Raw genomic sequence first — 22,836 nt, forward strand, 5'->3', positions numbered from 1 at the left:
GGTCAGAGCGTCGCCAGCCAGTTGGTGAGCAGCTGGGCACCGGCGTCGCCGCTCTTCTCCGGGTGGAACTGGGTCGCCGACAGCGTGCCGTTCTCGACGCCGGCGACGAAGCGGTCGCCGTGCTCGGCCCAGGTCACCTTCGGCGGCGCCAGGGGCGACGGCGGCCCGTCCTGGCCGAGGGTGAACTCGCGGACGCCGTAGGAGTGCACGAAGTAGAAGCGCTCGTCGGCCAGGCCGTCGAACAGCACGCTGCCCTCGGGGACCTCGACCCGGTTCCAGCCCATGTGCGGCAGGACGGGCGCCTCGAGCTGCTCGACCGTGCCGGGCCACTCGCCGCAGCCCTCGGCGTCGTGGCCGTGCTCGACCCCGCGCTCGAACAGGACCTGCATGCCGACGCAGATGCCCAGCACCGGCCGGCCGCCGGCCAGCCGCCGGCCGATGGTGCGCGGCCCGTCGACGGCGCGCAGTTCCCGCATGCAGTGGGCGAACGCGCCCACGCCCGGCACGACGAGCCCGTCGGCGGCCAGGGCGGCGTCGCGGTCGGCGGTCACGGTCACGTCGGCGCCGACGCGGGCGAGGGCCCGCTCGGCCGAGCGCAGGTTGCCCGACCCGTAGTCGAGGACGACCACCTTCTTCACGTCTGCCACGGTACGTGGCAGCGTCGCGGCCCCCGCCGGGATTCCCCGGCACCGCGGGCGGGCGCCGGTCGTTGCCCGGGCGTGGACAGGGACGTCCTGCGGCGGGCCGCGGTGGTCGCCGGCGTGCTCGGCGGCATGGTCAGCGGGGTCACCGGCGGCCACGGCGACAGCGGGGAGAGCGACGGCCGGGTGCTGCCGGCCGACCGGGCGTCCGGCGTCTGGTTCCCGGTCTACGCGGGCTCGCTGGCCTACGCCGCCGAGGGCGTGCGGCCTGGCCCGCGCGCCGCCGACACCTGGGGCGTGGCGCTGACCGGGGCCGCCGGCGCGGTGGCCGCCGCCGTCACCCGGCGCGTCCCCGGGTCTCGGGGCCACCCGGCGGCGGTGGTCTGGGGGCTGGCCGCCACCGCGGCGCGGGACGCGTCCCGCGGCCGGGGGCTCCCGGCGCCGGCGGCCACGCTGGCCGCCGGGGCGGTCACCGCGGCGGCGGGCCGTCCCCGGGTCGGCGCCGGCGAGCCGGAGGAGGCGGTCAGACCAGCCTGAGGACGCCCGACGCGGTCGCCAGCAACGCCGCCACCAGGAGGATCACCGCGACGAGGACCTGAGGACCGGTGCGGCCCTTCGTGTCGTGGTCCGCCTTCCACATGCTCCACGCCCCGCCCAGCAGGAACCCGCCGAGGACGACGAGGACGACGCCGAACTCCATCCGTTACAGCGCGCCCTTGGTGGAGGGGACGTCGGCGACCCGCGGGTCGATCGCGACGGCGGCCCGCAGCGCCCGGGCCAGCGCCTTGAACTGGCCCTCGACGATGTGGTGGGCGTCGCGGCCGGCGTAGAGCACCCGCACGTGCAGGGTGATCCGCGCGTTGAACGCGAAGGACTCGAGCACGTGCCTGGTCAGCGACGTCGGGTAGTCCGGCCCGATCATCGGCGTCATCGTCTCGGGCTCGGCGTGCACGAAGTACGGCCGGCCGGACAGGTCGACGGCGGCCTGCACGAGCACCTCGTCCATGGGGACGGTGGCGTCGCCGTAGCGGGTGATGCCCTTCTTGTCCCCGAGCGCCTCGCCGAACGCCTGGCCGAGCGCGATGGCGACGTCCTCGACGGTGTGGTGCGCGTCGATGTGCAGGTCGCCGTCGGCCTGGACGGTGAGGTCGATGCCGCTGTGCTTCGACAGCGCCGTGAGCATGTGGTCGTAGAAGCCGACGCCGGTGCTGATCGAGCTCTTCCCGGTGCCGTCGAGGTCCAGCTCGACGACCAGCTTGGTCTCGCTGGTGGCGCGCTCGACGCGGGCGGTACGACTCATGGGTCTCAGTCTCCCAGGCGGTGGTCGGGGGCCACCTCACCCAGCGCGGTGAGGAAGGCGTCGGTCTCCTCCGGGGTGCCGGCGGTGACCCGCAGCCAGCCGGGGATGCCGACGTCGCGGACGAGGACGTCGCGGTCCAGCAGCGCCTGCCAGGCGGCGTGCGCGTCGGCGAACCGGCCGAACAGGACGAAGTTGGCGTCGCTGGGCACGCTGGTCAGCCCCAGGGACGGCAGCGTGGCCACGATCCGGTCGCGCTGGGCCTTGACCGCGTCGACGGTGGCCAGCAGCGCGTCGGTGTGCGCCAGCGCGGCCCGCGCGGCGGCCTGGGTCAGCGAGGACAGGTGGTAGGGCAGCCGGACCAGCTGCAGCGCGTCGACGACGGCGGGGTCGGCGGCGAGGTAGCCCAGCCGCAGCCCGGCCATGCCGAACGCCTTGCTCATCGTGCGGCTGACCACCAGCCGCGGGCGGCCGGGCAGCAGGGTCAGCGCCGACGGCGTGCCGGCGCGGGCGAACTCCTCGTAGGCCTCGTCGACCACGACCATGCCGTCGGTGGCGTCGTGGAGCTGCTCGATCGTCTCCAGCGCGACCGCCGTCCCGGTGGGGTTGTTCGGGCTGGTCACGAAGACGACGTCGGGCCGGACCTCGCGCACCTGGGCGGCGGCCTGGGCGGCGTCGATGGTGAAGTCCGCGCGGCGGTGCCCGTCCACCCACGCCGTCCCGGTGCCGGCCGAGATGATCGGGTGCATCGAGTACGAGGGGGTGAAGCCCAGCGCCGTCCGGCCCGCTCCGCCGAAGGCCTGCAGCAGCTGCTGCAGCACCTCGTTGCTGCCGTTGGCCGCCCACACCTGCGCCGGCTCGATGCGCTCCCCGCCGCGGCCGAGGTAGGCGGCGAGGTCGGTGCGCAGCGCGACGGCGTCCCGGTCGGGGTAGCGGTTGAGCTCCACCGCCGCGTGCCCGAGCGCCTCGCCGAGCGTGGCCAGCAGCTCGGCCGGCAGCGGGTGCGGGTTCTCGTTGGTGTTGAGCCGGTGGGTGACCTGCAGCTGCGGGGCCCCGTAGGGCGTGCGGCCGCGCAGCTCCGGCCGCAGCGGGAGCTCGTCCAGCGACGTCACGAGCGCTGCCGGAGCCGGACGGCGGCCGCGTGCGCGGGCAGGTCCTCGGCGTGGGCGAGCGCGTCGACGTGCCCGGCCACCTCGGCCAGCGCCTGCTCGTCGTACTCCACGACGTGGATGCCGCGCAGGAACGACTGCACGCTCAGGCCGCTGGAGTGCCGCGCGCAGCCGCCGGTGGGCAGCACGTGGTTGGAGCCGGCGATGTAGTCGCCCAGCGACACCGGCGACCAGGCGCCGACGAACACCGCGCCGGCGTTGCGCACCCGCAGCGCCACGGCGCGGGCGTCGCGGGTCTGGATCTCCAGGTGCTCGGCGGCGTAGGCGTCGACCACGGCGAGGCCGGCGTCGAGGTCGTCGACCAGCACGATCCCCGACTGGCTGCCGTCGAGGGCGGTGAGGATGCGGTCGGAGTGCTTGGTGGCCGCGACCTGGCCGGGGACGAGGTCGAGGACGGCGTCGGCGAGTTCCTCGCTCGTGGTGACCAGCACCGCGCCGGCCAGCGGGTCGTGCTCGGCCTGGCTGATCAGGTCGGCGGCGACGTGCACCGGGTCGGCGGTGTCGTCGGCGAGGATGGCGACCTCGGTGGGGCCGGCCTCGGAGTCGATCCCGATCAGCCCGCGCAGCAGCCGCTTGGCGGCCGTCACGTACACGTTGCCCGGGCCGGTGACCACGTCCACCGGCTCGCACGAACCCGCGCCGTAGCCGAACACGGCGATCGCCTGCGCGCCGCCGACGGCGTAGACCTCGGTGACGCCGAGCAGCGCGCACGCGGCGAGCACGCCGGGGTCGGGCAGGCCGCCGTGGTCACGCTGCGGCGGCGAGGCGACGGCGATCGACTCCACGCCGGCGATCTGCGCCGGGACGACGTTCATCACCACGCTGGACAGCAGCGGCGCCAGCCCCCCGGGGACGTAGAGGCCGACGCGGCGCACCGGCACCCAGCGCTCGGTGACCGTGCCGCCGCGGACCACCTGGGTGGTGACGTCGGTGCGCGCCTGGTCGGCGTGCACCCTGCGCACCCGGGCGATGGCCTCCTCGAGCGCGGCCCGCACGTCGGGGGCCAGCCCGTCCAGCGCCGCCCGGATGGCCTCCACCGGGACGGCGAAGTCCTCGAGGTCGACGCCGTCGAGACGGGCGGTGATCTCGCGGACCGCCTGGGCGCCGCGGATGCGGACGTCCTCGCACAGCGGGCGGACGGTGGCGAGGACGGCGTCGATGTCGGTGGCGGCGCGCGGCAGCAGGCCGGCCAGGTCACGGACCCCCGGCAGCGCGGATCCACGCAGGTCGATGCGGGCGAGCACGGGAGGCCTCCGGAACCAGGCGAGGGACGACCTCCCAGCGTAGTCGGGGCGCGGTGGCCCGCCGTCACGGCGCCGGGGGCCCGGGGCGCCCGTAGGCTCGCCGGTGTGGGCGACCTCATCCCGCTGTTCCCGCTCGGGTCGCCGCTGTTCCCCGGGATCGTGCTGCCGCTGCAGGTGTTCGAGCCCCGCTACCGGGCGCTGGTGCGGGACCTGCTGGCCCGGCCGGAGGACGGCGACGGCCGGTTCTTCGGGGTGGTCGCGATCCGGCAGGGCTGGGAGGTCGAACGGGTCTCCCCCGCCCAGGCGCTCTACGACGTCGGCTGCACCGCCCACCTGCAGACCGTGCGGCCGCAGGCCGACGGCGGGTTCCGCATCACCACCGTCGGCGGCGACCGGTTCCGGCTGCTCGACGTCCTGGTCGGCGGGGACGACGGCGGGGACGGGGACGGGGACGGGCCGCCCTACCTGCGCGCCGAGGTCGAGTGGCTGGCCGACGAGGAGGCCGCCGAGGAGTCGGCCGGCGACCAGGAGGTCGGGTCCGCGCCGGCCGGCGGGGGCCCGGACGAGGGGCTGGTGGCGGAGGTGGCCCGCGGCTCGCTCGGCGTGCTGGAGCGCGGGGTGGGCTCGCTGTTCACCCGCTACGTGAGCGCCGTGGCGAGCCTGCAGACCGGCGGCGCGGAGACCGCCGTGGCCGGTGACGCGCAGGACCTCGACGGCGCCGACGCGCTCCTCGACGTCGTCGACGGGGACGCCCGCGCGCTGTCCTACCTGGTGGCCTCGGCGGCGCTGCTGACCACCGAGGACCGCCAGGCGCTGCTGGCCGAGTCGGCGACCCGCCGCCGGCTGGTGGCCGAGACGCGGATGCTGCGCCGGGAGCTGACCCTGCTCGAGACGGTGGGGGCGGTCCCGGCGCCGCTGCAGCAGTTCGCCGGCCCGACCAGCCTCAACTGACGGAGGACCCCCTGCCCCCACCGCTCGCGAGCTCGCGGCGGGACCCTGCAGGGGGCCGTTCCAGCACGTCACCCCCGGCCGAGGTCGTCGCGGGCGGCGAACAGCGCGGCGACGACGTAGACCAGCAGCGCGGCGAACGGGGCCACCGCCAGCGCCGGCGGGCTGGACAGCTCCAGCCCGGTGGTCACCCGGGTGCCGACGTCGCCGAGCTGGGCCGGCGTGGGCCCGGGCGCGAGCAGCTCCCCCAGCTGCCAGGCGAGGACCCCGGCCAGCGCGGTGCCGACGGCGGTGCCCACCACGGTGGCCACGCCCCGCCGGCGGCGCATCGCCCACGCGAGGCCGCCGGCGAGCAGGCCGAGACCGGCGAGGACGAGCACGAGCACCGAGTCGTCGGCGACCAGCAGCTCGGCCGACGGGCGCCCGACCGGCACCGCGCCGCCCTCGACCACCTCGAACCGGGCCCGCGGCGCGAGCCAGACCCACAGCAGGCCGGCCGGGATGCCGGCGACCGCGAGCAGCGCGGCCCACACCGCCGCCCCGCGCAGGTCCCGCCGCAGCTCCGCGAGCACCGCGGCACCGGCCGGCCGGGCGGCCGGTACGGCAGCGGGCGCCGCGGCGCCGGGCGCGGCGGGGTGCCCGGCGCCGACCACCGCGGCGGGCGGGGCGTATGGGCTGTCCGGGAGCGGAGACGGGCTGCTCACGGCCCCCAGTGAACCCCGCGGAGCGGACGGCCCGCTCCCGGGCGTGCCGGTCACAGCAGGGCGACGCTGGTCGGCCCCAGCAGCGCCTTGATGTCGCCCATCAGGGCCGTGCTCGGCCGCACCCGCAGCCCCTGGTCCAGCCGCAGCACCGTCTCGCGCCCGTTGTTGAGCAGCTTGAGGTGCACCTCGGTGGTGCCCGGGTGACTGCCCAGCACCTCGCGCAGCCGCTCGACCACCGGCGGGGTGCAGCGGGCAGCGGCCATCGACACGAGCACCGGGCCGCGGGGGCCCTCGGTGAGCTCGGGGATGGTCACCTCGGAGCCGAACAGCGAGGGCTGGTCGTCGCGGCGGCTGATCCGGCCCTTGACCACGACGATCTGGTCGCGGACGACCTTCTCCGACACCTCCGCCCAGGTCTTCGGGAAGAACAGCACCTCGATGCCGGACTCGAGGTCCTCCAGCGTGGCGATGGCCCACGGCGCGCCCTGCTTGTTGGTGCGCGGCTGCACCGAGGTGAGGATGCCGGCGATCGTGACGTTGGCGCCGTCCTCGACCCCGCCGGCGTTGATCTCCGCGATCGGGGTGTCGGCGTTGGCGGCGAGCACGTGCTCGACGCCGTGCAGCGGGTGGTCGGAGACGTAGAGGCCGAGCATGTCGCGCTCGAAGACCAGCCGCTCGGACTTCGACCAGTCCGCCGTCGGGACGGCGATGTCCAGCGCGCCGCCGAACGGGTCGTCCCCGTCGCCGCCGCCGCCGAAGCTGCCGAACAGGTCGAACTGGCCCTCGGCCTCCTTGCGCTTGAGCGACATGGCGGCGTCGACGGCCTGGGCGTGGATGGCGGCGATGCCCTGCCGCGAGTGGCCGAGGGAGTCGAAGGCGCCGGCCTTGGCCAGGGACTCGATCACCTTCTTGTTGCAGGCGACCGTGTCGATCTTGCGCATGAAGTCGGCGAAGTCCTTGAACGCGCCCTTCTCCTCGCGCGCCCGGACGATCGAGTCGACGACGTTGGTGCCGACGTTGCGCACCGACGCCAGGCCGAAGCGGATGTCGGTGCCGACCGCGGTGAAGTCCCAGGAGGACTCGTTGACGTCCGGCGGGAGCACCTTGATGCCCATCCGGCGGCACTCGGCCAGGTACACCGGCCGGCGGTCCTTGTCGTCGCCGACGCTGGTGAGCAGCCCGGCCATGTACTCGGCCGGGTAGTTGGCCTTGAGGTAGGCCGTCCAGTACGAGACCAGGCCGTAGGCCGCCGAGTGCGCCTTGTTGAACGCGTAGTCGGCGAACGGGACGAGGATGTCCCACAGCGTCTTGATCGCGGCGTCGGAGTAGCCGCGCTCCTTCATGCCGGCCTCGAAGCCGACGAACTCGGCGTCGAGGACCGACTTCTTCTTCTTGCCCATCGCGCGGCGCAGCAGGTCGGCCTTGCCGAGCGAGTACCCGGCGACCTTCTGCGCGATCGCCATGACCTGCTCCTGGTACACGATCAGGCCGTACGTGCCGCCCAGGATGTCCTCGAGCGGCTCGGCCAGCTCGGGGTGGATGGGCGTGATCTCCTGCTGGCCGTTCTTGCGCAGCGCGTAGTTGGTGTGCGAGTTCGCACCCATCGGGCCGGGCCGGTAGAGCGCGCCGACGGCGGAGATGTCCTCGAAGTTGTCCGGCCGCATGAGCCGCAGCAGCGACCGCATCGGCCCGCCGTCGAACTGGAAGACGCCGAGGGTGTCACCGCGGGCCAGCAGGTCGTAGGTGGCCTTGTCGGTGAGGTCCTTGCTGATCTCGTCGAGGTCGATCGGCTCCTTGCCGTTCGCGACGATGTTGCGCAGCGCGTCGTCGATGACCGTGAGGTTGCGCAGGCCGAGGAAGTCCATCTTCAGCAGGCCGAGCGTCTCGCAGGTCGGGTAGTCGAACTGCGTGATGATCGCGCCGTCGTTCTCCCGGCGCATGATCGGGATCGAGTCGATCAGCGGGTAGCGGCCGATGATGACGCCGGCCGCGTGCACGCCCCACTGCCGCTTCAGGCCCTCGAGCTTGCGCGCCTGGTCGACGACCTCGGCCGCGCCCGGGTCGGACTCGTAGCGGGCGCGGAACTCCCCGGCCTCCTTGTAGCGCGGGTGGGCCGGGTCGAAGACGCCGGACAGCGGGATGCCCTTGCCCATGACGTCCGGGGGCATGAGCTTGGTCAGCTCGTCGCCCACCGAGTAGGGCCGGTCGAGAACCCGGGCGGCGTCCTTGATCGCGGCCTTGGCCTTGATGGTGCCGTAGGTGACGATCTGGCTGACCCGCTCCTCGCCGTACTTCCGCGAGACGTACTGGATGACCTCGCCGCGGCGGCGGTCGTCGAAGTCGATGTCGACGTCGGGCATGGAGACGCGCTCGGGGTTGAGGAACCGCTCGAAGATCAGCCCGTGCTGCAGCGGGTCGAGGTCGGTGATGCCCATGGCGTAGGCGGCCAGCGAGCCGGCGGCCGAGCCGCGGCCGGGACCGACGCGGATGCCGTTGTCCTTGGCCCAGTTGATGAAGTCGGCGACCACGAGGAAGTACCCCGGGAAGCCCATCTGCGTGATGATCCCGACCTCGTAGTCGGCCTGCTTGCGCACGTGGTCCGGGATGCCGTTCGGGTAGCGCTTGTGCAGCCCCCGCTCGACCTCCTTGACGAACCAGGAGGTCTCGTCCTCCCCCGGCGGCAGCGGGAACCGCGGCATGAGGTCGGCGCCCTCGGTGAAGGTGACCTCGCACTGCTCCGCGATCAGCAGCGTGTTGTCGCACGCCTCGGTGAGGTCACCGGGGAACAGCGCGCGCATCTCGGCGGCGCTCTTCAGGTAGTAGCCGTCGCCGTTGAACTTGAAGCGGTTGGTCTCGTTCAGCCGCGACCCGGTCTGGATGCACAGCAGGGCGTCGTGGGCCTCGGCGTCCTCCTTGTGCGTGTAGTGGAGGTCGTTGGTGGCCAGCAGCGGGATGCCCAGCTCCTTGGCGATCTCCAGCAGCTGCGGGCGGGTCTTCTGCTCGATGGACAGGCCGTGGTCCATCAGCTCGGCGTAGAAGTTCTCCTTGCCGAAGATGTCCTGGAAGTCGGCGGCCGCCTGCCGCGCGCGGTCGAGCTTGCCCGCGCGCAGCCACATGTTGACCTCGCCGGACGGGCAGCCCGTCGTCGCGATGAGGCCCTTCCCGTAGCGCTCGAGCAGGTCGCGGTCGAAGCGCGGCTTGCGGTACTGGCCCTCGAGGCTGGCCAGCGAGGAGATGCGGAAGAGGTTGTGCATCCCCTCGGTGGTGCGGGCCAGCAGGGTCATGTGCGTGTAGGCGGCCTTGCCGCGCGAGGACCCGCCCTCGCCGTCCTCGTCGATGAGGTTGTCGCCGAAGTCGAACGGCGCGCGGTCGAACCGCGAGCCGGGCGTGTAGTAGCCCTCCATGCCGATGATCGGCTTCACGCCGGCGGCCTTGGCCTGCTTGTAGAAGTCGTAGGCGCCGAAGACGTTGCCGTGGTCGGTCATGGCCAGCGCCGGCATGCCCTGCTCGGCCGCGGCCTTCGTCACCTCGGGCAGCTTCGCCGCCCCGTCGAGCATCGAGTACTCGGTGTGGACGTGCAGGTGCACGAACGAGTCGGTCCCTGCAGACGGGTGGCCTGGGCTGCTCACGGTGCTGCGGCGCTCCTCACGGGTCGTGCTGGCCCGGCCGTCGGGTGCTCCGGCGGGCGACCGGCGGGGAAGACCGGGCGGTGCGGTGCGGGCTCGGGACTGGTCCGGCCGGGCACCGACGCAGGCCCGGGCCGGTCCCCTGATCCTCGCACCGGGGACTGTCTACGCCGAGGGTCTGACAGGACGTGTCTCGGCGCGGCGGGACGACCCCGTCACAGTCGGCGGCGCATCGTGACGTGCCGGATGCCGGCCTCCTCGTACTCCCCGCCGACGGCGGTGTAGCCGGCCCGCTCGTAGAACCCGCGCGCGGTGACCTGCGCGTGCAGCTCCACCTCGGCCAGGCCGCGCAGTGCCGCCTGCCGGTGCAGCTCGGCGAGCACCGCCGCGCCGTGCCCGGCGCCGCGGGCGGCGGCGTCGACGGCCATGCGGCCGATCACGCCCCGCCCGTCGCGCTCGAGCAGCCGCCCGGTGGCGACCACCCGCCCGGCGTCGTCACGGCTGACCGCGTGGACGGCGGTGGCGTCGGCGGCGTCCCGCTCGACCTCCGGCGGCACGCCCTGCTCCTCGACGAAGACCCGGGTGCGCACCGCGACCACCTCCAGCCAGTCGGCGGCGGTGGCGACGGCGGCCGTCGCGGCGCTCACGCGGGCGCCCCGCCGGGAGCGCGCGGCGCGGGCAACACCTCGGGCAGCGCCGACGACGGCACGAGCAGGAACCGCAGGTCGACCGCGGCGTGCAGCAGCACCGGCAGCAGCAGCGACCCGGTCTCCAGGTACAGCGCGGCGAACACCCCGCCGAGGACGCCGGTGAGCACGACCCCGCCCACCCCCTGGTAGGCGTGCGCCAGGCCGAAGGCCACGGCCGCGACGGCGACCAGCACCGCCTGCGGCAGGCCGCCGCCCACCGCGGCCACCACGGCCAGGAAGAACCCGCGGTACAGCCACTCCTCGCACACCCCCGCGGTCACCCCGACGGCGGTGAACAGCCGCCGCTCGGACCGGCTGCGCGGCAGCAGCGCCAGGGTGGCGTGCACCGGCGGCTCGGCGTGCCGCCCCTGGGTGGACGCCTCGGGCGGCGTGCCCGCGCGGGCCAGCGCCCCACCGCGGATGGCCCGGACCGAGACCAGCGCCAGCACCAGGACCAGCAGCGCGGCCGCGCCGGTGACCGGCCCCGGCAGGCCGGTGGGCCAGGCCAGCCCGACCGCCGCGGCGCCGACGTCCGGCGCGGCCAGCCAGATGACCAGGGCGAGGGCCGCCAGCCCCCACTCCAGGACCAGCAGCCGCCGGTAGAAGGAGCGCCGGGCGGCCGGGTCGGTGCGCAGCCGGCCCTCGAAGCGGCGGTGCAGCACGTGCCCGACCAGCGGCTCGCCGACGACGAGGTAGACCCCGACGACCACGGCCGACAGCGCGGCCGGGCCCCAGTCGGCGAGGGAGGTGGGGAGGCCGGTCACGGGAGGGTCAGGACTCGGCGCGCAGGACGGCCAGCGCCCCCGCGAGGTCGTCCGGGTAGTCGCTGGTGAACTCGGCCCAGTGCCCGTCGGCGGGGTGCGCGAAGCCCAGCCGCACCGCGTGCAGCCACTGCCGGGCCACCCCGAGGCGGGCGGCCAGCGTCGGGTCGGCGCCGTAGGTCGTGTCGCCGACGCACGGGTGGCGCAGCGCCGAGAAGTGCACCCGGATCTGGTGGGTGCGGCCGGTCTCGAGGTGGACGTCGACCAGGCTGGCGGCCGGGAAGGCCTCGATGACCTCGTAGTGGGTGACCGACGGGCGCCCGCCGGAGACGACGGCGAACTTCCAGTCGTGCCGCGGGTGCCGGTCGATCGGCGCGTCGATGGTGCCGCGCGACGGGTCGGGGTGGCCCTGCACCAGCGCGTGGTAGCCCTTGTCGACCGTCCGCTCCTTGAACGCCGCCTTGAGCAGCGTGTAGGCGCGCTCGCTCTTGGCGACCACCATCAGCCCCGTCGTCGCGGCGTCGAGGCGGTGCACCACGCCCTGCCGCTCCGGGGCGCCGGAGGTGGAGATGCGGTAGCCGGCCGCGGCCAGCCCGCCGACGACGGTCGGCCCCTCCCAGCCGGGGCTCGGGTGCGCCGCGACACCGACCGGCTTGTCCACGACCACCACGTCGTCGTCGTCGTGGACGACGGTCAGGCCGGGCACCGGCTCGGGCGGGGGCGCCTCGCCCGGCGGCGGGGGCAGCTCGACCTCCAGCCAGCTGCCGCCGGTGAGCCGGTCGCCCTTGCCGCGCACCCGGCCGTCGACCCACACCTTGTCGGCGTCGGCGAGGTCGGCGGCGACCGCGCGGGAGAGCCCGAACAGCCGCGCCAGCGCCTGGTCCACCCGCTGGCCCTCCAGGCCGTCGGGCACCGGGAGGGCGCGGTGCTGACCGGGAGCGCTCACGAAGCCATCGTGACAGGTCAGCCGCGGGACACCGCGCCGTCGCCGCGGTCGCGGGTGCGGGTGCCGTCGAACTCGACGCCGCGCAGGGCGAGGTACGCCCCGAGCAGCCCGCCGCAGACGATCGCGGAGTCGGCCAGGTTGAAGATCGGGTACACCTCGCCGTTCGGCGCGAACACCGACAGGAAGTCGACGACGCCGCCGCGCAGGAACCCCGGCTCGCGGAACACGCGGTCGACCAGGTTGCCCAGCGCGCCGCCGAGGACCAGGCCCAGCGCGACCGCCCAGCCGGTGGAGTACAGCCGCCGCGCCGTCCGCACGATCACCACCGCGACGGCGACCGCGATCAGTGTGAAGACGACGGTGAAGCCCTCGGCGAAGGAGAAGGCGGCGCCGGTGTTGCGCGCGTGCGTGAGGTACAGCGCCCCGCCGAGCAGCCGGAGGTTCTCGCCGCGGTCGATCGTGGCGACGACGAGCAGCTTGCTGCCGAGGTCGGCGAGGAAGACCACCGCGGCGAGCAGGAGCAGCAGCCGCGTGCGCGGCCGCCGGGCCGGCACCGGGGCGGCGGCGTGCACGGCGGCGTCGTCCGGAGCGGCGTCGTCCGGAGCGGCCGCGGCGGGGGCCTCCGCGGGGTCCTCGGGTCGCTCGCTCAGCGGGGGCTCCTCGTGCTCGCGGCGGTCGGCGGGTGGCCGCACGAGGGCGGCCGACGAGCCGACGATAGCCTCGGTGCCCGTGCCTCCCGGCCCGCCGCGCGGCCGCACCCCGCCGCGATGGTGAGGCACCTCACGGACGGGTAGACGAATCTCACACCCCGTCGAGGGCGTCCCAGCGCGCCGTTCGGCCGATCGTCGGAGATGGCGCACGTCCACCCGGCAGGAAGGCAGTCGTGTCCACCGACCTCGGTTCAGCCACCGACCCCGATGTGGTGCTCGTCGGCGGGGGCATCATGAGCGCGACCCTGGCGTCGCTGCTCGGTGTCGTCGCGCCGGAGTGCAGCATCACCGTCTTCGAGTCCGCGGACGCGGTGGCGGGCGAGAGCTCGGACGCGTGGAACAACGCCGGCACCGGGCACGCGGCGCTGTGCGAGCTGAACTACACGCCCGCGGGGCCCGACGGCCGGGTCGACACCGCCAAGGCCCGCCTCATCAACGAGCAGTTCCAGGTGTCGCGCCAGTTCTGGTCGCACCTGGTGCGCAGCGGCCTGACCGGCTCGCCCAAGGACTTCATCTCCCCCGTCCCGCACGTCAGCTTCGTGACCGGGGAGGGCGGGCGCAGCTACATGCGCGACCGCCACGCGGCACTGTCGGCCGAGCCGCTGTTCGCCGGGCTCGAGTACACCGACGACCCCGCCGAGCTGGCGCGGTGGGTGCCGCTGGTCATGGACGGCCGCGACCCCGCGCAGGTCGTCGCCGCGACCCGCTCCGTCGCCGGCACCGACGTCAACTTCGGCGCGCTGACCCGGCTGCTGCTCGAGCAGGGCGAGGCCCGCGGTGTTCAGGTGCACACCGGCCAGCGGGTCACCGGCCTGGAGAAGCGCGACGACGGCCGCTGGAACGTCACGGTCACCGACAGGCGGGACGGCGAGGAGCGCACGGTGCGCGCCCGGTTCGTCTTCGTGGGCGCGGGCGGCGGCGCGCTGCCGCTGCTGCAGAAGGCGGCGGTCCCCGAGATCCGCGGCTTCGGCGGCTTCCCGGTCAGCGGCATGTTCCTGCGCACCCGCTCCCCCGAGCTGGTCAGCAAGCACCAGGCCAAGGTCTACGGCCAGGCCGCCGTCGGCGCGCCGCCGATGTCGGTGCCGCACCTGGACCTGCGCCTGGTCGACGGCGAGTTCTCGCTGCTGTTCGGCCCCTACGCCGGCTGGTCGCCGAAGTTCCTCAAGGCCGGCTCGATGTTCGACCTGCCGCTGTCGGTGAAGCCGAACAACCTCGGCTCGATGCTGGGCGTGGCCCGCACCGAGATGGCGCTGACGAAGTACCTGGTCACCGAGCTGCTGCAGTCGCGCAAGGCCCGGCACCGCACGCTGACGGAGTTCGTGCCCCTGGCCGAGCAGGCCGACTGGGAGATGATCACCGCCGGCCAGCGGGTGCAGGTCATCAAGCGGGACCCGAAGAGCGGCAAGGGCGTGCTGCAGTTCGGCACCGAGCTGATCGTGGGCGCCGACGGCTCGATCGCCGGCCTGCTGGGTGCCTCCCCCGGCGCCTCGACGGCGGTCTCGGCGATGCTCACGCTGGTCGAGCGGGCCTTCCCCGACCGGGTGGCCGCGCGCCGCGCCGCGCTCGAGGAGGCGATCCCCTCCTACGGCCGCGACCTCTCCTCCGACCCGGCCCTGCTGCAGGCCGTCCGCGCGGAGACGATGCAGACCCTCGAGCTCAACGGCTGAGGTCCCCCGACCACACGGCGGACGCCCCCTCCGCCCCGGCGAGGGGGCGTCCGCCGTGTGCTCGCCCGGCTAGTCGGACTCGGTCGCGGCGCCTCGCTCGCCGCGCCAGGTGGCCAGCCGGCCGGCGCGGCTGACCGCCCGCAGCCGGCGCTCGGCCTCCGGGCGGGACCGGCGGGCCGACACCAGCAGCGCCTGGTCACCACGCATGAGCCGGGTGGTCGCGTCCGGCACGAACGAGCGGCCGTCGCGGACGATGAGCACCACCGCGGCGTCCTCGGGCAGCCGCAGCTCGGGCAGGTAGACGCCGTGCAGCCGCGAGCCCTCGGGCACGGTCAGCTGCATCATCTCCGCGTCCAGCTCCTCCAGCGGTGCCGCCTCGACCTGCACGTCACGGGGGGTGACCGGTGTGGCGATCCGCAGGCGCCGCGCCACCCACGGCAGCGACCACCCCTGCACGAGGGTGAAGACGACGACCAGCACGAAGACGGTGTCGAAGACGGTCGTCGCCCTCGGGACCTCCGCGGTCAGCGGGATGATCGCCGCCACGATCGGCACCGCTCCGCGCAGGCCGGCCCAGGAGATGAACGCCTGCTGCGCCCACGGGAAGCGGAACCACACCAGGCTGGCCACCACCGACAGGGGCCGGGCGACCAACAGCAGCGCGCCGCCCACCACGAGCGCCGGTCCCACGGCCTCGGGCAGCCGGCCCGGGGAGACGAGGAGACCGAGCAGCACGAACAGGCCGATCTGGGCGAGGGAGGCCATGCCCTCGGCGAACCCGATGCTCGCGGCCCGGTGCGGCAGCGCGGCGTTGCCCAGCACCAGACCGCACAGGTAGACCGCGACGAAGCCGGAGGTGTGCGCCAGCGACGCCGACGAGTACGCGAGCACGCAGAGCGCCAGTGTCGCCAGTGGGTAGAACCCGGCCACGGAGAGCGCCACCCGGCGCAGCAGCGCCGCACCCCCGAAGCCGATCCCGACCCCGATGACGGCGCCTCCGATGAGCTCGAGCACCACCACCAGGCCGACCAGCCACCACGGTTGCGTCGCCGCCCCCGCGAGCGACTCGGCCAGCACGGTCACGAGCAGGATGACCGGGGCGTCGTTGAGGCCGCTCTCGGCCTCGAGGGAGGCGGCCACCCGGCGCGGGAGGGGCAGCCGCCGCAGGGTCGCGAAGACGGCGGCGGCGTCGGTCGAGCTGATGACCGCGGCCAGCAGGAGGGCGAAGCCCCAGTCGAAGCCCAGGACCACGACCCCGATGGCCGCGGTCAGGCCCACGCTGACCGCCACACCGACGGTGGACAGCGAGACCCCGGGTCCGACCGCCCGACGGACGTCGGCCCACCGCGTCGTCAGGCCTCCCTCGGCGAGGATGACGAGGAGTGCGGCGTACGCCAGCGTGTGCGTGAGCCGGTAGTCCTCGAACTGGACCCCGAGGCCGCTCTCGCCCAGCGCCACGCCGAGGGCCAGGTAGAGCAGCAGGCTGGGCAGGCCGAGGCGGTCGGCGAGCCGCAGGGCGACGGCGGCCACCAGCACGACCAGCGCCCCGACGGCGAGGGCGAAGGTGACCGTGGTGTTCACCGCCCGCCGCCCATGGCGGCCAGTCTCCCGTACGACCGCGTCCGGCCCGCCGCGCCTGCACGCGGACGGGCTCGACGGGTCGGGGACAATGGAGCGGTGAGCTCTCCGTTCCGTGCGCTGCCGCCCCAGGTCGACCTGCCCGCGCTCGAGCAGGACGTGCTGCGCCGCTGGGAGGACGCCGACGTCTTCGCCCGGTCGCTGGAGGCCTCGCAGGGCCGTCCGCAGTGGGTCTTCTACGAGGGCCCGCCCACCGCCAACGGCCGCCCGGGCACCCACCACATCGAGGCCCGCGCGTTCAAGGACGTCTTCCCCCGCTTCAAGACGATGCAGGGCTGGCACGTGCCCCGCCGCGCCGGCTGGGACTGCCACGGCCTGCCGGTCGAGATCGCCGTCGAGCAGGAGCTCGGCTTCGCCGGCAAGCCCGACATCGAGCGGTACGGCATCGCCGAGTTCAACGCCCGCTGCCGCGAGTCGGTCATGCGGCACGTCGACGCGTTCAGCGACCTCACCCGCCGCATGGGCTACTGGGTCGACATGTCCACCGCCTACTGGACGATGGACCCCTCCTACATCGAGAGCGTGTGGTGGTCGCTCAAGCAGGTCTTCGACAAGGGCCTGCTGGTCGAGGACCACCGCGTCGCCCCGTACTGCCCGCGCTGCGGCACCGGCCTGTCCGACCACGAGGTCGCCCAGGGCTACGAGTCGATCACCGACCCCTCGGTGTACGTGCGGCTGCCGGTCACCGACGGCGAGTGGGCCGGGAAGGCCGACCTGCTCGTCTGGACGACGACGCCGTGGACGCTGCCGTCGAACACCGCCGTCGCCGTCAACCCCGACGTCACGTACCTGGTGGCGCGCCGCGGCGAGGACACCCTCGTCGTCGCCGAGCCGCTGCTGGGCGCGGTCTTCGGCGACACCGACGACGTGGAGGTGCTGGCCCGCACCACCGGTCGCGACTGGGAGCGCACCCACTACCGGCGGCCGTTCGAGCTGGTCGACTTCCCCGAGGGCGAGGACACGCACTACGTCGTCCTGGCCGACTACGTCACCACCGACGACGGCACCGGCCTGGTCCACCAGTCCCCCGCGTTCGGCGCCGACGACCTCGCCGTCAGCCGCGCCTACGGCCTGCCGGTGGTCAACCCGATCGACGCCTCCGGCCACTTCCTGCCCGAGGTGCCGCTGGTCGGCGGGCACTTCTTCAAGGCCGCCGACGACGCCCTCGTCGTCGACCTGCAGCAGCGCGGGGTCCTGTGGCGCGAGCAGCGCTACGAGCACAGCTACCCGCACTGCTGGCGCTGCCACACGCCGCTCATGTACTACGCCCAGCCGTCCTGGTACATCCGCACCAGCGCGGTCAAGGACCGGCTGCTCGCCGAGAACGAGAAGACCCACTGGCACCCCGAGACCATCCAGTGGGGCCGCTACGGCGACTGGCTGAACAACAACGTCGACTGGGCGCTGTCCCGCGACCGGTACTGGGGCACCCCGCTGCCGATCTGGCGCAACGACGCGGACCCGTCCCGCACGGTCGTCGTCGGCTCCCTCGCGGAGCTGTCGGAGCTGGCCGGCCGCGACCTGTCCGACCTGGACCCGCACCGCCCCTACATCGACGAGGTGACCTTCACCCGCCCCGGCGAGGAGGGCACCTACCGGCGCGTGCCGCAGGTCATCGACGCCTGGTACGACTCCGGCTCGATGCCGTTCGCGCAGTGGGGCGCGCCGCACCGGGACGAGGAGCAGTTCGAGGCGGCCTACCCGGCGCAGTTCATCTGCGAGGCGATCGACCAGACCCGCGGCTGGTTCTACTCGCTCATGGCCGTCGGCACCCTGGTGTTCGGCAGGAACTCCTACGAGCACGTGCTGTGCCTGGGCCACATCCTCGCCGAGGACGGCCGCAAGATGAGCAAGCACCTGGGCAACATCCTCGAGCCGATCCCGCTCATGGACCGGCACGGTGCCGACGCCGTCCGCTGGTTCATGCTGGCCGGCGGCTCGCCGTGGTCGGCGCGGCGGGTCGGGCACGAGACGCTGTCCGAGGTGGTCCGCAAGGTCCTGCTGACCTACTGGAACACCGCCAGCTTCCTCACCCTGTACGCCGAGACCAACGGCTGGGAGCCGGCCGCCTCCCCCGCCCCGCCGCGGGCCGAGCGACCGCTGCTGGACCGGTGGGCGCTCGCCCAGCTGGCCGCGGTCACCGAGGGCGTCACCGACGCGCTCGAGGCCTTCGACACCCAGGGCGCCGGGCGGCTGCTCGCGCAGTTCGTCGACGACCTGTCCAACTGGTACGTCCGCCGCTCGCGGCGCCGGTTCTGGGACGGCGACCCCTCGGCGCTGGGCACGCTGCACGAGGTGCTCGACGGGCTGACCCGGCTCATGGCGCCGTTCACCCCGTTCGTCACCGAGGAGGTGTGGACGCGGGTCGTGCGGCCGGGCCTCGTCCCCGGCGAGGGCGACGACGCCCCCGACTCGGTGCACCTGGCCTCCTGGCCGGCCGTCGACGAGGACGCCCGCGACCCGCAGCTGGTGGCCCAGGTCGACCTGGTGCGCCGGCTGGTGGAGCTGGGCCGGGCGGCGCGGACCTCGGCGAAGGTGCGCACCCGCCAGCCGCTGGCCCGGGCGCTGGTCGCCGCGCCCGGGTGGGCCGCGATGGGCCGCGACCTGGTGGCCGAGGTCGCCGACGAGCTCAACGTGGCCGCGCTCGACGAGCTGGCGGCGGTGGGCGGCGACCTGGTCGACGTCAGCGTCAAGGTCGACTTCCGCGCGGTCGGGCGGCGGCTGGGCAAGCAGGTGCAGGCGGTGGCGAAGGCCGTCGCCGCGGCCGACCCGGCCGCCCTGGTCGCGGCCTACCGGGCCGGGACGGCGTCGGTCGACGTCGACGGCGAGGCGGTGCCGCTGGCCGAGGGCGACCTGGTGGTCACCGAGACCCCGCGTGAGGGCTGGACGGTGGCCAGCGCCGCCGGGCTGACCGTGGCGCTGGACCTCACGCTCACGCCGGAGCTGGAGCGGGCCGGGCTGGTCCGCGAGGCGGTGCGGCTGGTGCAGGAGGCCCGCAAGAACGCGGGCCTGGCGGTCAGCGACCGGATCGAGCTGTGGTGGACCGCCGACGGCCCGATGGCCGAGGCGCTCACCGGGTCCGGCGAGCAGCTGGCCGGCGAGGTCCTCGCGACCGCCGTCCACGCGGGCACCGCGGGCGAGGGTCCCGGCGTCGAGGGGCCGAACGGCTCCCGCTTCTGGCTCGCCCGGGCCTGACCCGCCGCCGGGCCGCCCGCGCGGTCAGCCGCGGCGGGCGGCCCGGCGGGCGCGCTCCACGGTGGCCAGGTGGGCGTCCGGCCCGCAGACCGCGCACGGGGTGAACCCGTCGGTGCGCGCCTCGTCGACCGGCAGCGGGATCGTCTCCCGGCCGGCCAGCCAGGAGCAGTCGGCCAGGTGGTAGCGGGGGTGCTCGTCGACGACGAGCACCTCGTCGGTCAGGTCCACGACGATGAGCAGGTCGGTGACCTCGACGTCCTCCTCCGGGGGGTCCCCGCCGCCCAGCGGCACGCCGGCCGCCGCGGCCCGGGCGGGCTGCGCCGGGGTCTGCGCGGGCGCCTCGGCGGGTCGCTCGCCGGCCGGGTCGGGGGCCTCGTGCCGCCCGGCGCGGGCCGGCTCCACGGGTCCGGGCTCCTCGCGCACGGGCTCCTCGCGCACGGGCTCCCCGGGCGCGGGGTCCCGGCGCGCGGGCTCCTCCGTCGAGGACCCCGTGCGCGCGGGCTGCGTCCGGCCCGGGGTGTCGGCGCGGTCAGCGGCACCCCGGCCGGTGGCCGGGGTGCCGCTGCTGACGGGGGCGCGCAGCCGGGCGACCACCAGCAGGACCGCGGCCAGGGCGCAGGCGCCCACGCAGGCCCAGTACCAGGCGGTGACGGCGGTCAGCACGCCGGCGACGAACAGCCCCAGGCCGGCGAGGACCAGCAGTGCCGCGGCGACGATCACCGGCCGCCCCTGGGCGCCGGGCGCCGGTCAGTCCCCGGCATGGCCGATCCGCCGTCCGGTCAGGGCGGAGAAGACGTGCGCCTCGCCCGGACGGATGGCCACGTGCACGACCTCGCCCTTCGCCGGGGGCCGGCGCGCGTCGGCCCGCAGCACCAGGGGCCGCTCGGTCACCTCCGCGCCCTCCACCCCGGCCCCGGCCTGGAGCCGTCCGTAGGCGAAGGCGTCCGAGCCGAGCTCCTCCACCACCTGGACCTCGACCGCGAACCCCTCCCCCGCGCCGACGAACTGGACCGCCTCGGGCCGGAAGCCGAGGGTGGCGGTCCCCTTCCCGTCCTGGGCGAGGGCGTCGAGCACCGAGCGCGAGAGCGGCACCGGGTGGCCACCGAGGACGGCGCCGCCCTCGCGCAGCGGCACGGTGACGAGGTTCATGGCCGGGGAGCCGATGAACCCGGCGACGAACTCGTTGACCGGCCGGTCGTAGAGGGCGCGCGGGGTGTCCACCTGCTGGAGGACGCCCTCCTTGAGGACCGCGACCCTGTCCCCCATGGTCATGGCCTCGACCTGGTCGTGGGTCACGTAGACCGTCGTCGTGCCGAGCCGGCGCTGCAGCGCGGCGATCTCGGTGCGGGTCTGCACGCGGAGCTTGGCGTCGAGGTTCGACAGCGGCTCGTCCATGAGGAACACCTGCGGGTCGCGGACGATCGCCCGGCCCATGGCCACCCGCTGCCGCTGCCCGCCCGAGAGCGCCTTGGGCTTGCGGTCGAGGTACTGCTCGAGGTCGAGCAGCCGGGCCGCCTCCCGCACGCGGGCCAACCGCTCCTCCTTCGCCATCCCGGCGATCTTGAGCGCGAAGGCCATGTTGTCGGCCACCGTCATGTGCGGGTACAGCGCGTAGTTCTGGAAGACCATCGCGATGTCCCGCTCCTTGGGCGGGAGGTGCGTGACGTCCCGGTCGCCGATGCGGATCGACCCCTCGGTCACGTTCTCCAGGCCGGCGAGCATCCGCAGGGACGTGGACTTGCCGCAGCCCGACGGGCCGACGAGCACGAGGAACTCGCCGTCGGCGATGGACAGGTCGAGGGCGTCGACCGACGGGCGGGTCGCCCCCGGGTACACGAGCGTGGCCCGGTCGTAGGTGATGGCGGCCATGGCGTTCCTTCAGCTCCCCTTCTGCGCCGGTGCAGAGCGCGCACACTGTGACACGCAGCGTTCGCGAGGACCAGCGCCGCGCCCGGGCGGCACCCGTCCGGGCCGCCGGCCGTGACCCGCCCGTGACCTGCGGACCCGTCACTCCCCCGGACGGGGCAGGCGTTGCATAACGGTTTCGGCACCGTGACGGGACGGCGTCGGCCGCGAGGTTATGGTCCCCCGGCGTACCAGACGGGCCGGCACCTGACCGGCCCGTTCGCACGTGACCACACGCCGCGGTCGACGACCGCGGGGAACCGGAGGGACGTACATGACGATGCGCGCGACAGGCCGGCGCAAGGGCGCGCTGGCCGGCGGCCTGGGCGTGGCACTGGTGCTCGCCGGCTGCGGCGCCAGCGAGACCAGCGGGGGCGGCGGCGGGACCGCCGAGGCCTCCGACCTGACCATCGACTGCGCCCCGTACGAGGAGTTCGGCGACCTCGAGGGCGAGACGGTCAGCGTCTACACCTCGATCGTCGACCCCGAGGACCAGCCCCAGATCGACTCCTACGTGCCGTTCGAGGAGTGCACGGGCATCGACGTGCAGTACGAGGGCTCGCGCGAGTTCGAGGCCCAGCTCGTCGTCCGCGTCCAGAGCGGCAACGCCCCCGACATCGCCTTCATCCCGCAGCCGGGCCTGCTGGCGACGCTCGCCGGCACCGGCGCCGTCGTCCCGGCCCCCGAGCAGGTCGAGGCCAACGTCGACGAGTACTGGGACGAGAGCTGGAAGGCCTACGGCACCGTCGACGGCACCTTCTACGCGGCTCCGCTGGGCGCCAACGCCAAGTCCTTCGTCTGGTACTCGCCGTCGGCGTTCGAGGACGCCGGCTACGAGGTCCCGACCACCTGGGACGAGATGGTCGCCCTCTCCGACGAGATCGCCGCCTCCGGCGCCAAGCCGTGGTGCGCCGGTATCGGCTCCGGTGACGCCACCGGCTGGCCGGCCACCGACTGGCTGGAGGACGTCGTCCTGCGCACCGCGGGTCCCGACGTCTACGACCAGTGGGTCGCGCACGAGATCCCCTTCGACGACCCGCAGATCGTCCAGGCGCTCGACACCGTCGGCGGGATCCTGAAGAACGCCGACTACGTGAACGGCGGCCTCGGCGAGGTGCAGTCCATCGCCTCCACCGAGTTCGGTGACGCGGGCCTGCCCATCCTCGACGGCAGCTGCTGGATGCACCGCCAGGCGTCCTTCTACCAGGCCAACTGGCCCGAGGGCACCGAGGTCGCCGAGGACGGCGACGTCTTCGCCTTCCCGCTGCCGCCCATCGAGGGCGAGGGTGCCGCCCCCGTGCTCGGCGGTGGCGAGTTCACCGCGGCCTTCAACGACGACCCGGCGACCCAGGCGTTCCAGACCTACCTGTCCTCGGCGGACTGGGCCAACGTCAAGGCCCAGGTCTCCGGGCCCGGCTGGGTCAGCGCCAACACCGGCCTCGACGTCGAGAACCTGGTCTCCCCCATCGACCAGCTGGCCGCCGAGCAGTTCCAGAACCCGGACGCCGTCTTCCGCTTCGACGGGTCGGACCTGATGCCCGGTGAGATCGGCGCCGGTGCGCTGTGGACCGAGCTGACCAACTGGATCGCGACCGACAAGCCGACCCAGCAGGTCCTCACCGACGTCGAGAACGCCTGGCCGACGGCCTGATCACCGTGGTCCCGGCAGCCGCCGGCTGACGGGACCGCCGCACCA

The 22,836-nt window shown here is 74.5% G+C and carries 19 protein-coding genes; 5 read left to right on the top strand and 14 right to left on the bottom strand.

What is annotated here, in order from left to right; translation table 11 throughout:
* Window positions 1-2: 2 nt before the first annotated feature.
* Entirely contained in the window at window positions 3-638 is a 636-nt protein-coding gene (gene hisH, locus ACI798_RS07150; RefSeq protein ID WP_456940556.1) for an imidazole glycerol phosphate synthase subunit HisH, read from the bottom strand.
* Between the two features lie 81 nt (window positions 639-719).
* On the opposite strand from hisH, the gene ACI798_RS07155 reads away from it, so the two are divergent.
* The gene (locus ACI798_RS07155; protein ID WP_457047572.1) at window positions 720-1,178 is read left to right on the top strand and encodes a hypothetical protein; all 459 of its coding nucleotides are present in this window, start codon (window positions 720-722) and stop codon (window positions 1,176-1,178) included.
* Here the strand turns inward: ACI798_RS07155 and ACI798_RS07160 are convergent.
* Genes ACI798_RS07160 through hisD form a run of 4 tightly spaced genes read right to left on the bottom strand, consistent with a single transcriptional unit; the run spans window position 1,165 to window position 4,351 of the window.
* Entirely contained in the window at window positions 1,165-1,341 is a 177-nt protein-coding gene (locus ACI798_RS07160) for a hypothetical protein (protein ID WP_456940554.1), read from the bottom strand. The genes ACI798_RS07155 and ACI798_RS07160 overlap by 14 nt on opposite strands.
* 3 nt (window positions 1,342-1,344) lie before the next feature.
* The gene (gene hisB / locus ACI798_RS07165; RefSeq protein WP_456940553.1) at window positions 1,345-1,941 is read right to left on the bottom strand and encodes an imidazoleglycerol-phosphate dehydratase HisB; all 597 of its coding nucleotides are present in this window, start codon (window positions 1,939-1,941) and stop codon (window positions 1,345-1,347) included.
* Window positions 1,942-1,946: 5 nt separating this feature from the next.
* Window positions 1,947-3,050 carry a histidinol-phosphate transaminase gene (locus ACI798_RS07170; protein WP_456940552.1) on the bottom strand — a complete coding sequence of 368 codons (1,104 nt, stop codon included), beginning with the start codon at window positions 3,048-3,050 and terminating at the stop codon, window positions 1,947-1,949.
* Window positions 3,047-4,351 carry a histidinol dehydrogenase gene (gene hisD / locus ACI798_RS07175; RefSeq protein ID WP_456940551.1) on the bottom strand — a complete coding sequence of 435 codons (1,305 nt, stop codon included), beginning with the start codon at window positions 4,349-4,351 and terminating at the stop codon, window positions 3,047-3,049. Before hisD ends, ACI798_RS07170 begins: the two co-directional genes overlap by 4 nt.
* 105 nt (window positions 4,352-4,456) lie before the next feature.
* On the opposite strand from hisD, the gene ACI798_RS07180 reads away from it, so the two are divergent.
* The gene (locus tag ACI798_RS07180) at window positions 4,457-5,302 is read left to right on the top strand and encodes an LON peptidase substrate-binding domain-containing protein (RefSeq protein WP_456940550.1); all 846 of its coding nucleotides are present in this window, start codon (window positions 4,457-4,459) and stop codon (window positions 5,300-5,302) included.
* A gap of 68 nt (window positions 5,303-5,370) precedes the next feature.
* On the opposite strand, the gene ACI798_RS07185 is transcribed toward ACI798_RS07180, so the two are convergent.
* From ACI798_RS07185 to lspA, 6 genes are all read right to left on the bottom strand, one after another.
* Entirely contained in the window at window positions 5,371-6,003 is a 633-nt protein-coding gene (locus ACI798_RS07185) for a DUF2567 domain-containing protein (RefSeq protein ID WP_456940549.1), read from the bottom strand.
* A gap of 50 nt (window positions 6,004-6,053) precedes the next feature.
* Entirely contained in the window at window positions 6,054-9,632 is a 3,579-nt protein-coding gene (gene dnaE / locus ACI798_RS07190) for a DNA polymerase III subunit alpha (protein WP_456940548.1), read from the bottom strand.
* Between the two features lie 212 nt (window positions 9,633-9,844).
* A complete protein-coding gene (locus ACI798_RS07195; protein ID WP_457047573.1) occupies window positions 9,845-10,276 on the bottom strand; it encodes a GNAT family N-acetyltransferase in 432 nt (143 codons plus the stop codon).
* Window positions 10,273-11,082: a CPBP family intramembrane glutamic endopeptidase gene (locus ACI798_RS07200; protein WP_456940546.1), complete on the bottom strand. Its 810-nt coding sequence runs from the start codon at window positions 11,080-11,082 to the stop codon at window positions 10,273-10,275. The genes ACI798_RS07195 and ACI798_RS07200 overlap by 4 nt, the downstream gene beginning before the upstream one ends.
* Before the next feature lie 7 nt (window positions 11,083-11,089).
* Window positions 11,090-12,025 carry an RluA family pseudouridine synthase gene (locus tag ACI798_RS07205; RefSeq protein ID WP_456940545.1) on the bottom strand — a complete coding sequence of 312 codons (936 nt, stop codon included), beginning with the start codon at window positions 12,023-12,025 and terminating at the stop codon, window positions 11,090-11,092.
* A 17-nt stretch (window positions 12,026-12,042) separates the two neighbouring features.
* Window positions 12,043-12,717, bottom strand: a complete 675-nt coding sequence (lspA, locus tag ACI798_RS07210; protein WP_457047574.1) for a signal peptidase II — start codon at window positions 12,715-12,717, stop codon at window positions 12,043-12,045.
* A 227-nt stretch (window positions 12,718-12,944) separates the two neighbouring features.
* Here lspA and mqo point away from each other — a divergent pair, with 227 nt between their 5' ends.
* Window positions 12,945-14,402, top strand: a complete 1,458-nt coding sequence (gene mqo, locus ACI798_RS07215) for a malate dehydrogenase (quinone) (RefSeq protein WP_457047591.1) — start codon at window positions 12,945-12,947, stop codon at window positions 14,400-14,402.
* A gap of 69 nt (window positions 14,403-14,471) precedes the next feature.
* Here the strand turns inward: mqo and ACI798_RS07220 are convergent, their stop codons facing one another.
* On the bottom strand, window positions 14,472-15,983 hold the full coding sequence (locus ACI798_RS07220; RefSeq protein WP_456940542.1) for a potassium/proton antiporter: 1,512 nt from the start codon (window positions 15,981-15,983) through the stop codon (window positions 14,472-14,474).
* 96 nt (window positions 15,984-16,079) lie between these two features.
* Between ACI798_RS07220 and ileS the strand changes: the two genes are divergently transcribed.
* A complete protein-coding gene (gene ileS, locus ACI798_RS07225) occupies window positions 16,080-19,235 on the top strand; it encodes an isoleucine--tRNA ligase (protein ID WP_457047575.1) in 3,156 nt (1,051 codons plus the stop codon).
* A gap of 24 nt (window positions 19,236-19,259) precedes the next feature.
* Here ileS and ACI798_RS07230 read toward each other — a convergent pair whose 3' ends face one another.
* Together ACI798_RS07230 and ACI798_RS07235 are read right to left on the bottom strand one after the other, a co-directional pair.
* Window positions 19,260-19,955, bottom strand: a complete 696-nt coding sequence (locus ACI798_RS07230) for a hypothetical protein (RefSeq protein ID WP_457047576.1) — start codon at window positions 19,953-19,955, stop codon at window positions 19,260-19,262.
* A 27-nt stretch (window positions 19,956-19,982) separates the two neighbouring features.
* The gene (locus ACI798_RS07235) at window positions 19,983-21,104 is read right to left on the bottom strand and encodes an ABC transporter ATP-binding protein (protein ID WP_456940539.1); all 1,122 of its coding nucleotides are present in this window, start codon (window positions 21,102-21,104) and stop codon (window positions 19,983-19,985) included.
* A 316-nt stretch (window positions 21,105-21,420) separates the two neighbouring features.
* Between ACI798_RS07235 and ACI798_RS07240 the strand changes: the two genes are divergently transcribed.
* Window positions 21,421-22,791 carry an ABC transporter substrate-binding protein gene (locus ACI798_RS07240; RefSeq protein ID WP_456940538.1) on the top strand — a complete coding sequence of 457 codons (1,371 nt, stop codon included), beginning with the start codon at window positions 21,421-21,423 and terminating at the stop codon, window positions 22,789-22,791.
* The last annotated feature ends 45 nt before the right edge of the window (window positions 22,792-22,836 follow it).

It is taken from the genome of Geodermatophilus sp. SYSU D01045 (assembly GCF_054050295.1).

Excerpts from the sequence above, each read along its gene's own strand:
- ACI798_RS07160 (WP_456940554.1), bottom strand. The coding sequence starts at position 1,341 with ATGGAGTTCGGCGTCGTCCTCGTCGTCCTCGGCGGGTTCCTGCTGGGC.
- hisB (WP_456940553.1), bottom strand. The coding sequence starts at position 1,941 with ATGAGTCGTACCGCCCGCGTCGAGCGCGCCACCAGCGAGACCAAGCTG.
- ACI798_RS07235 (WP_456940539.1), bottom strand. The coding sequence starts at position 21,104 with ATGGCCGCCATCACCTACGACCGGGCCACGCTCGTGTACCCGGGGGCG.
- ACI798_RS07240 (WP_456940538.1), top strand. The coding sequence starts at position 21,421 with ATGCGCGCGACAGGCCGGCGCAAGGGCGCGCTGGCCGGCGGCCTGGGC.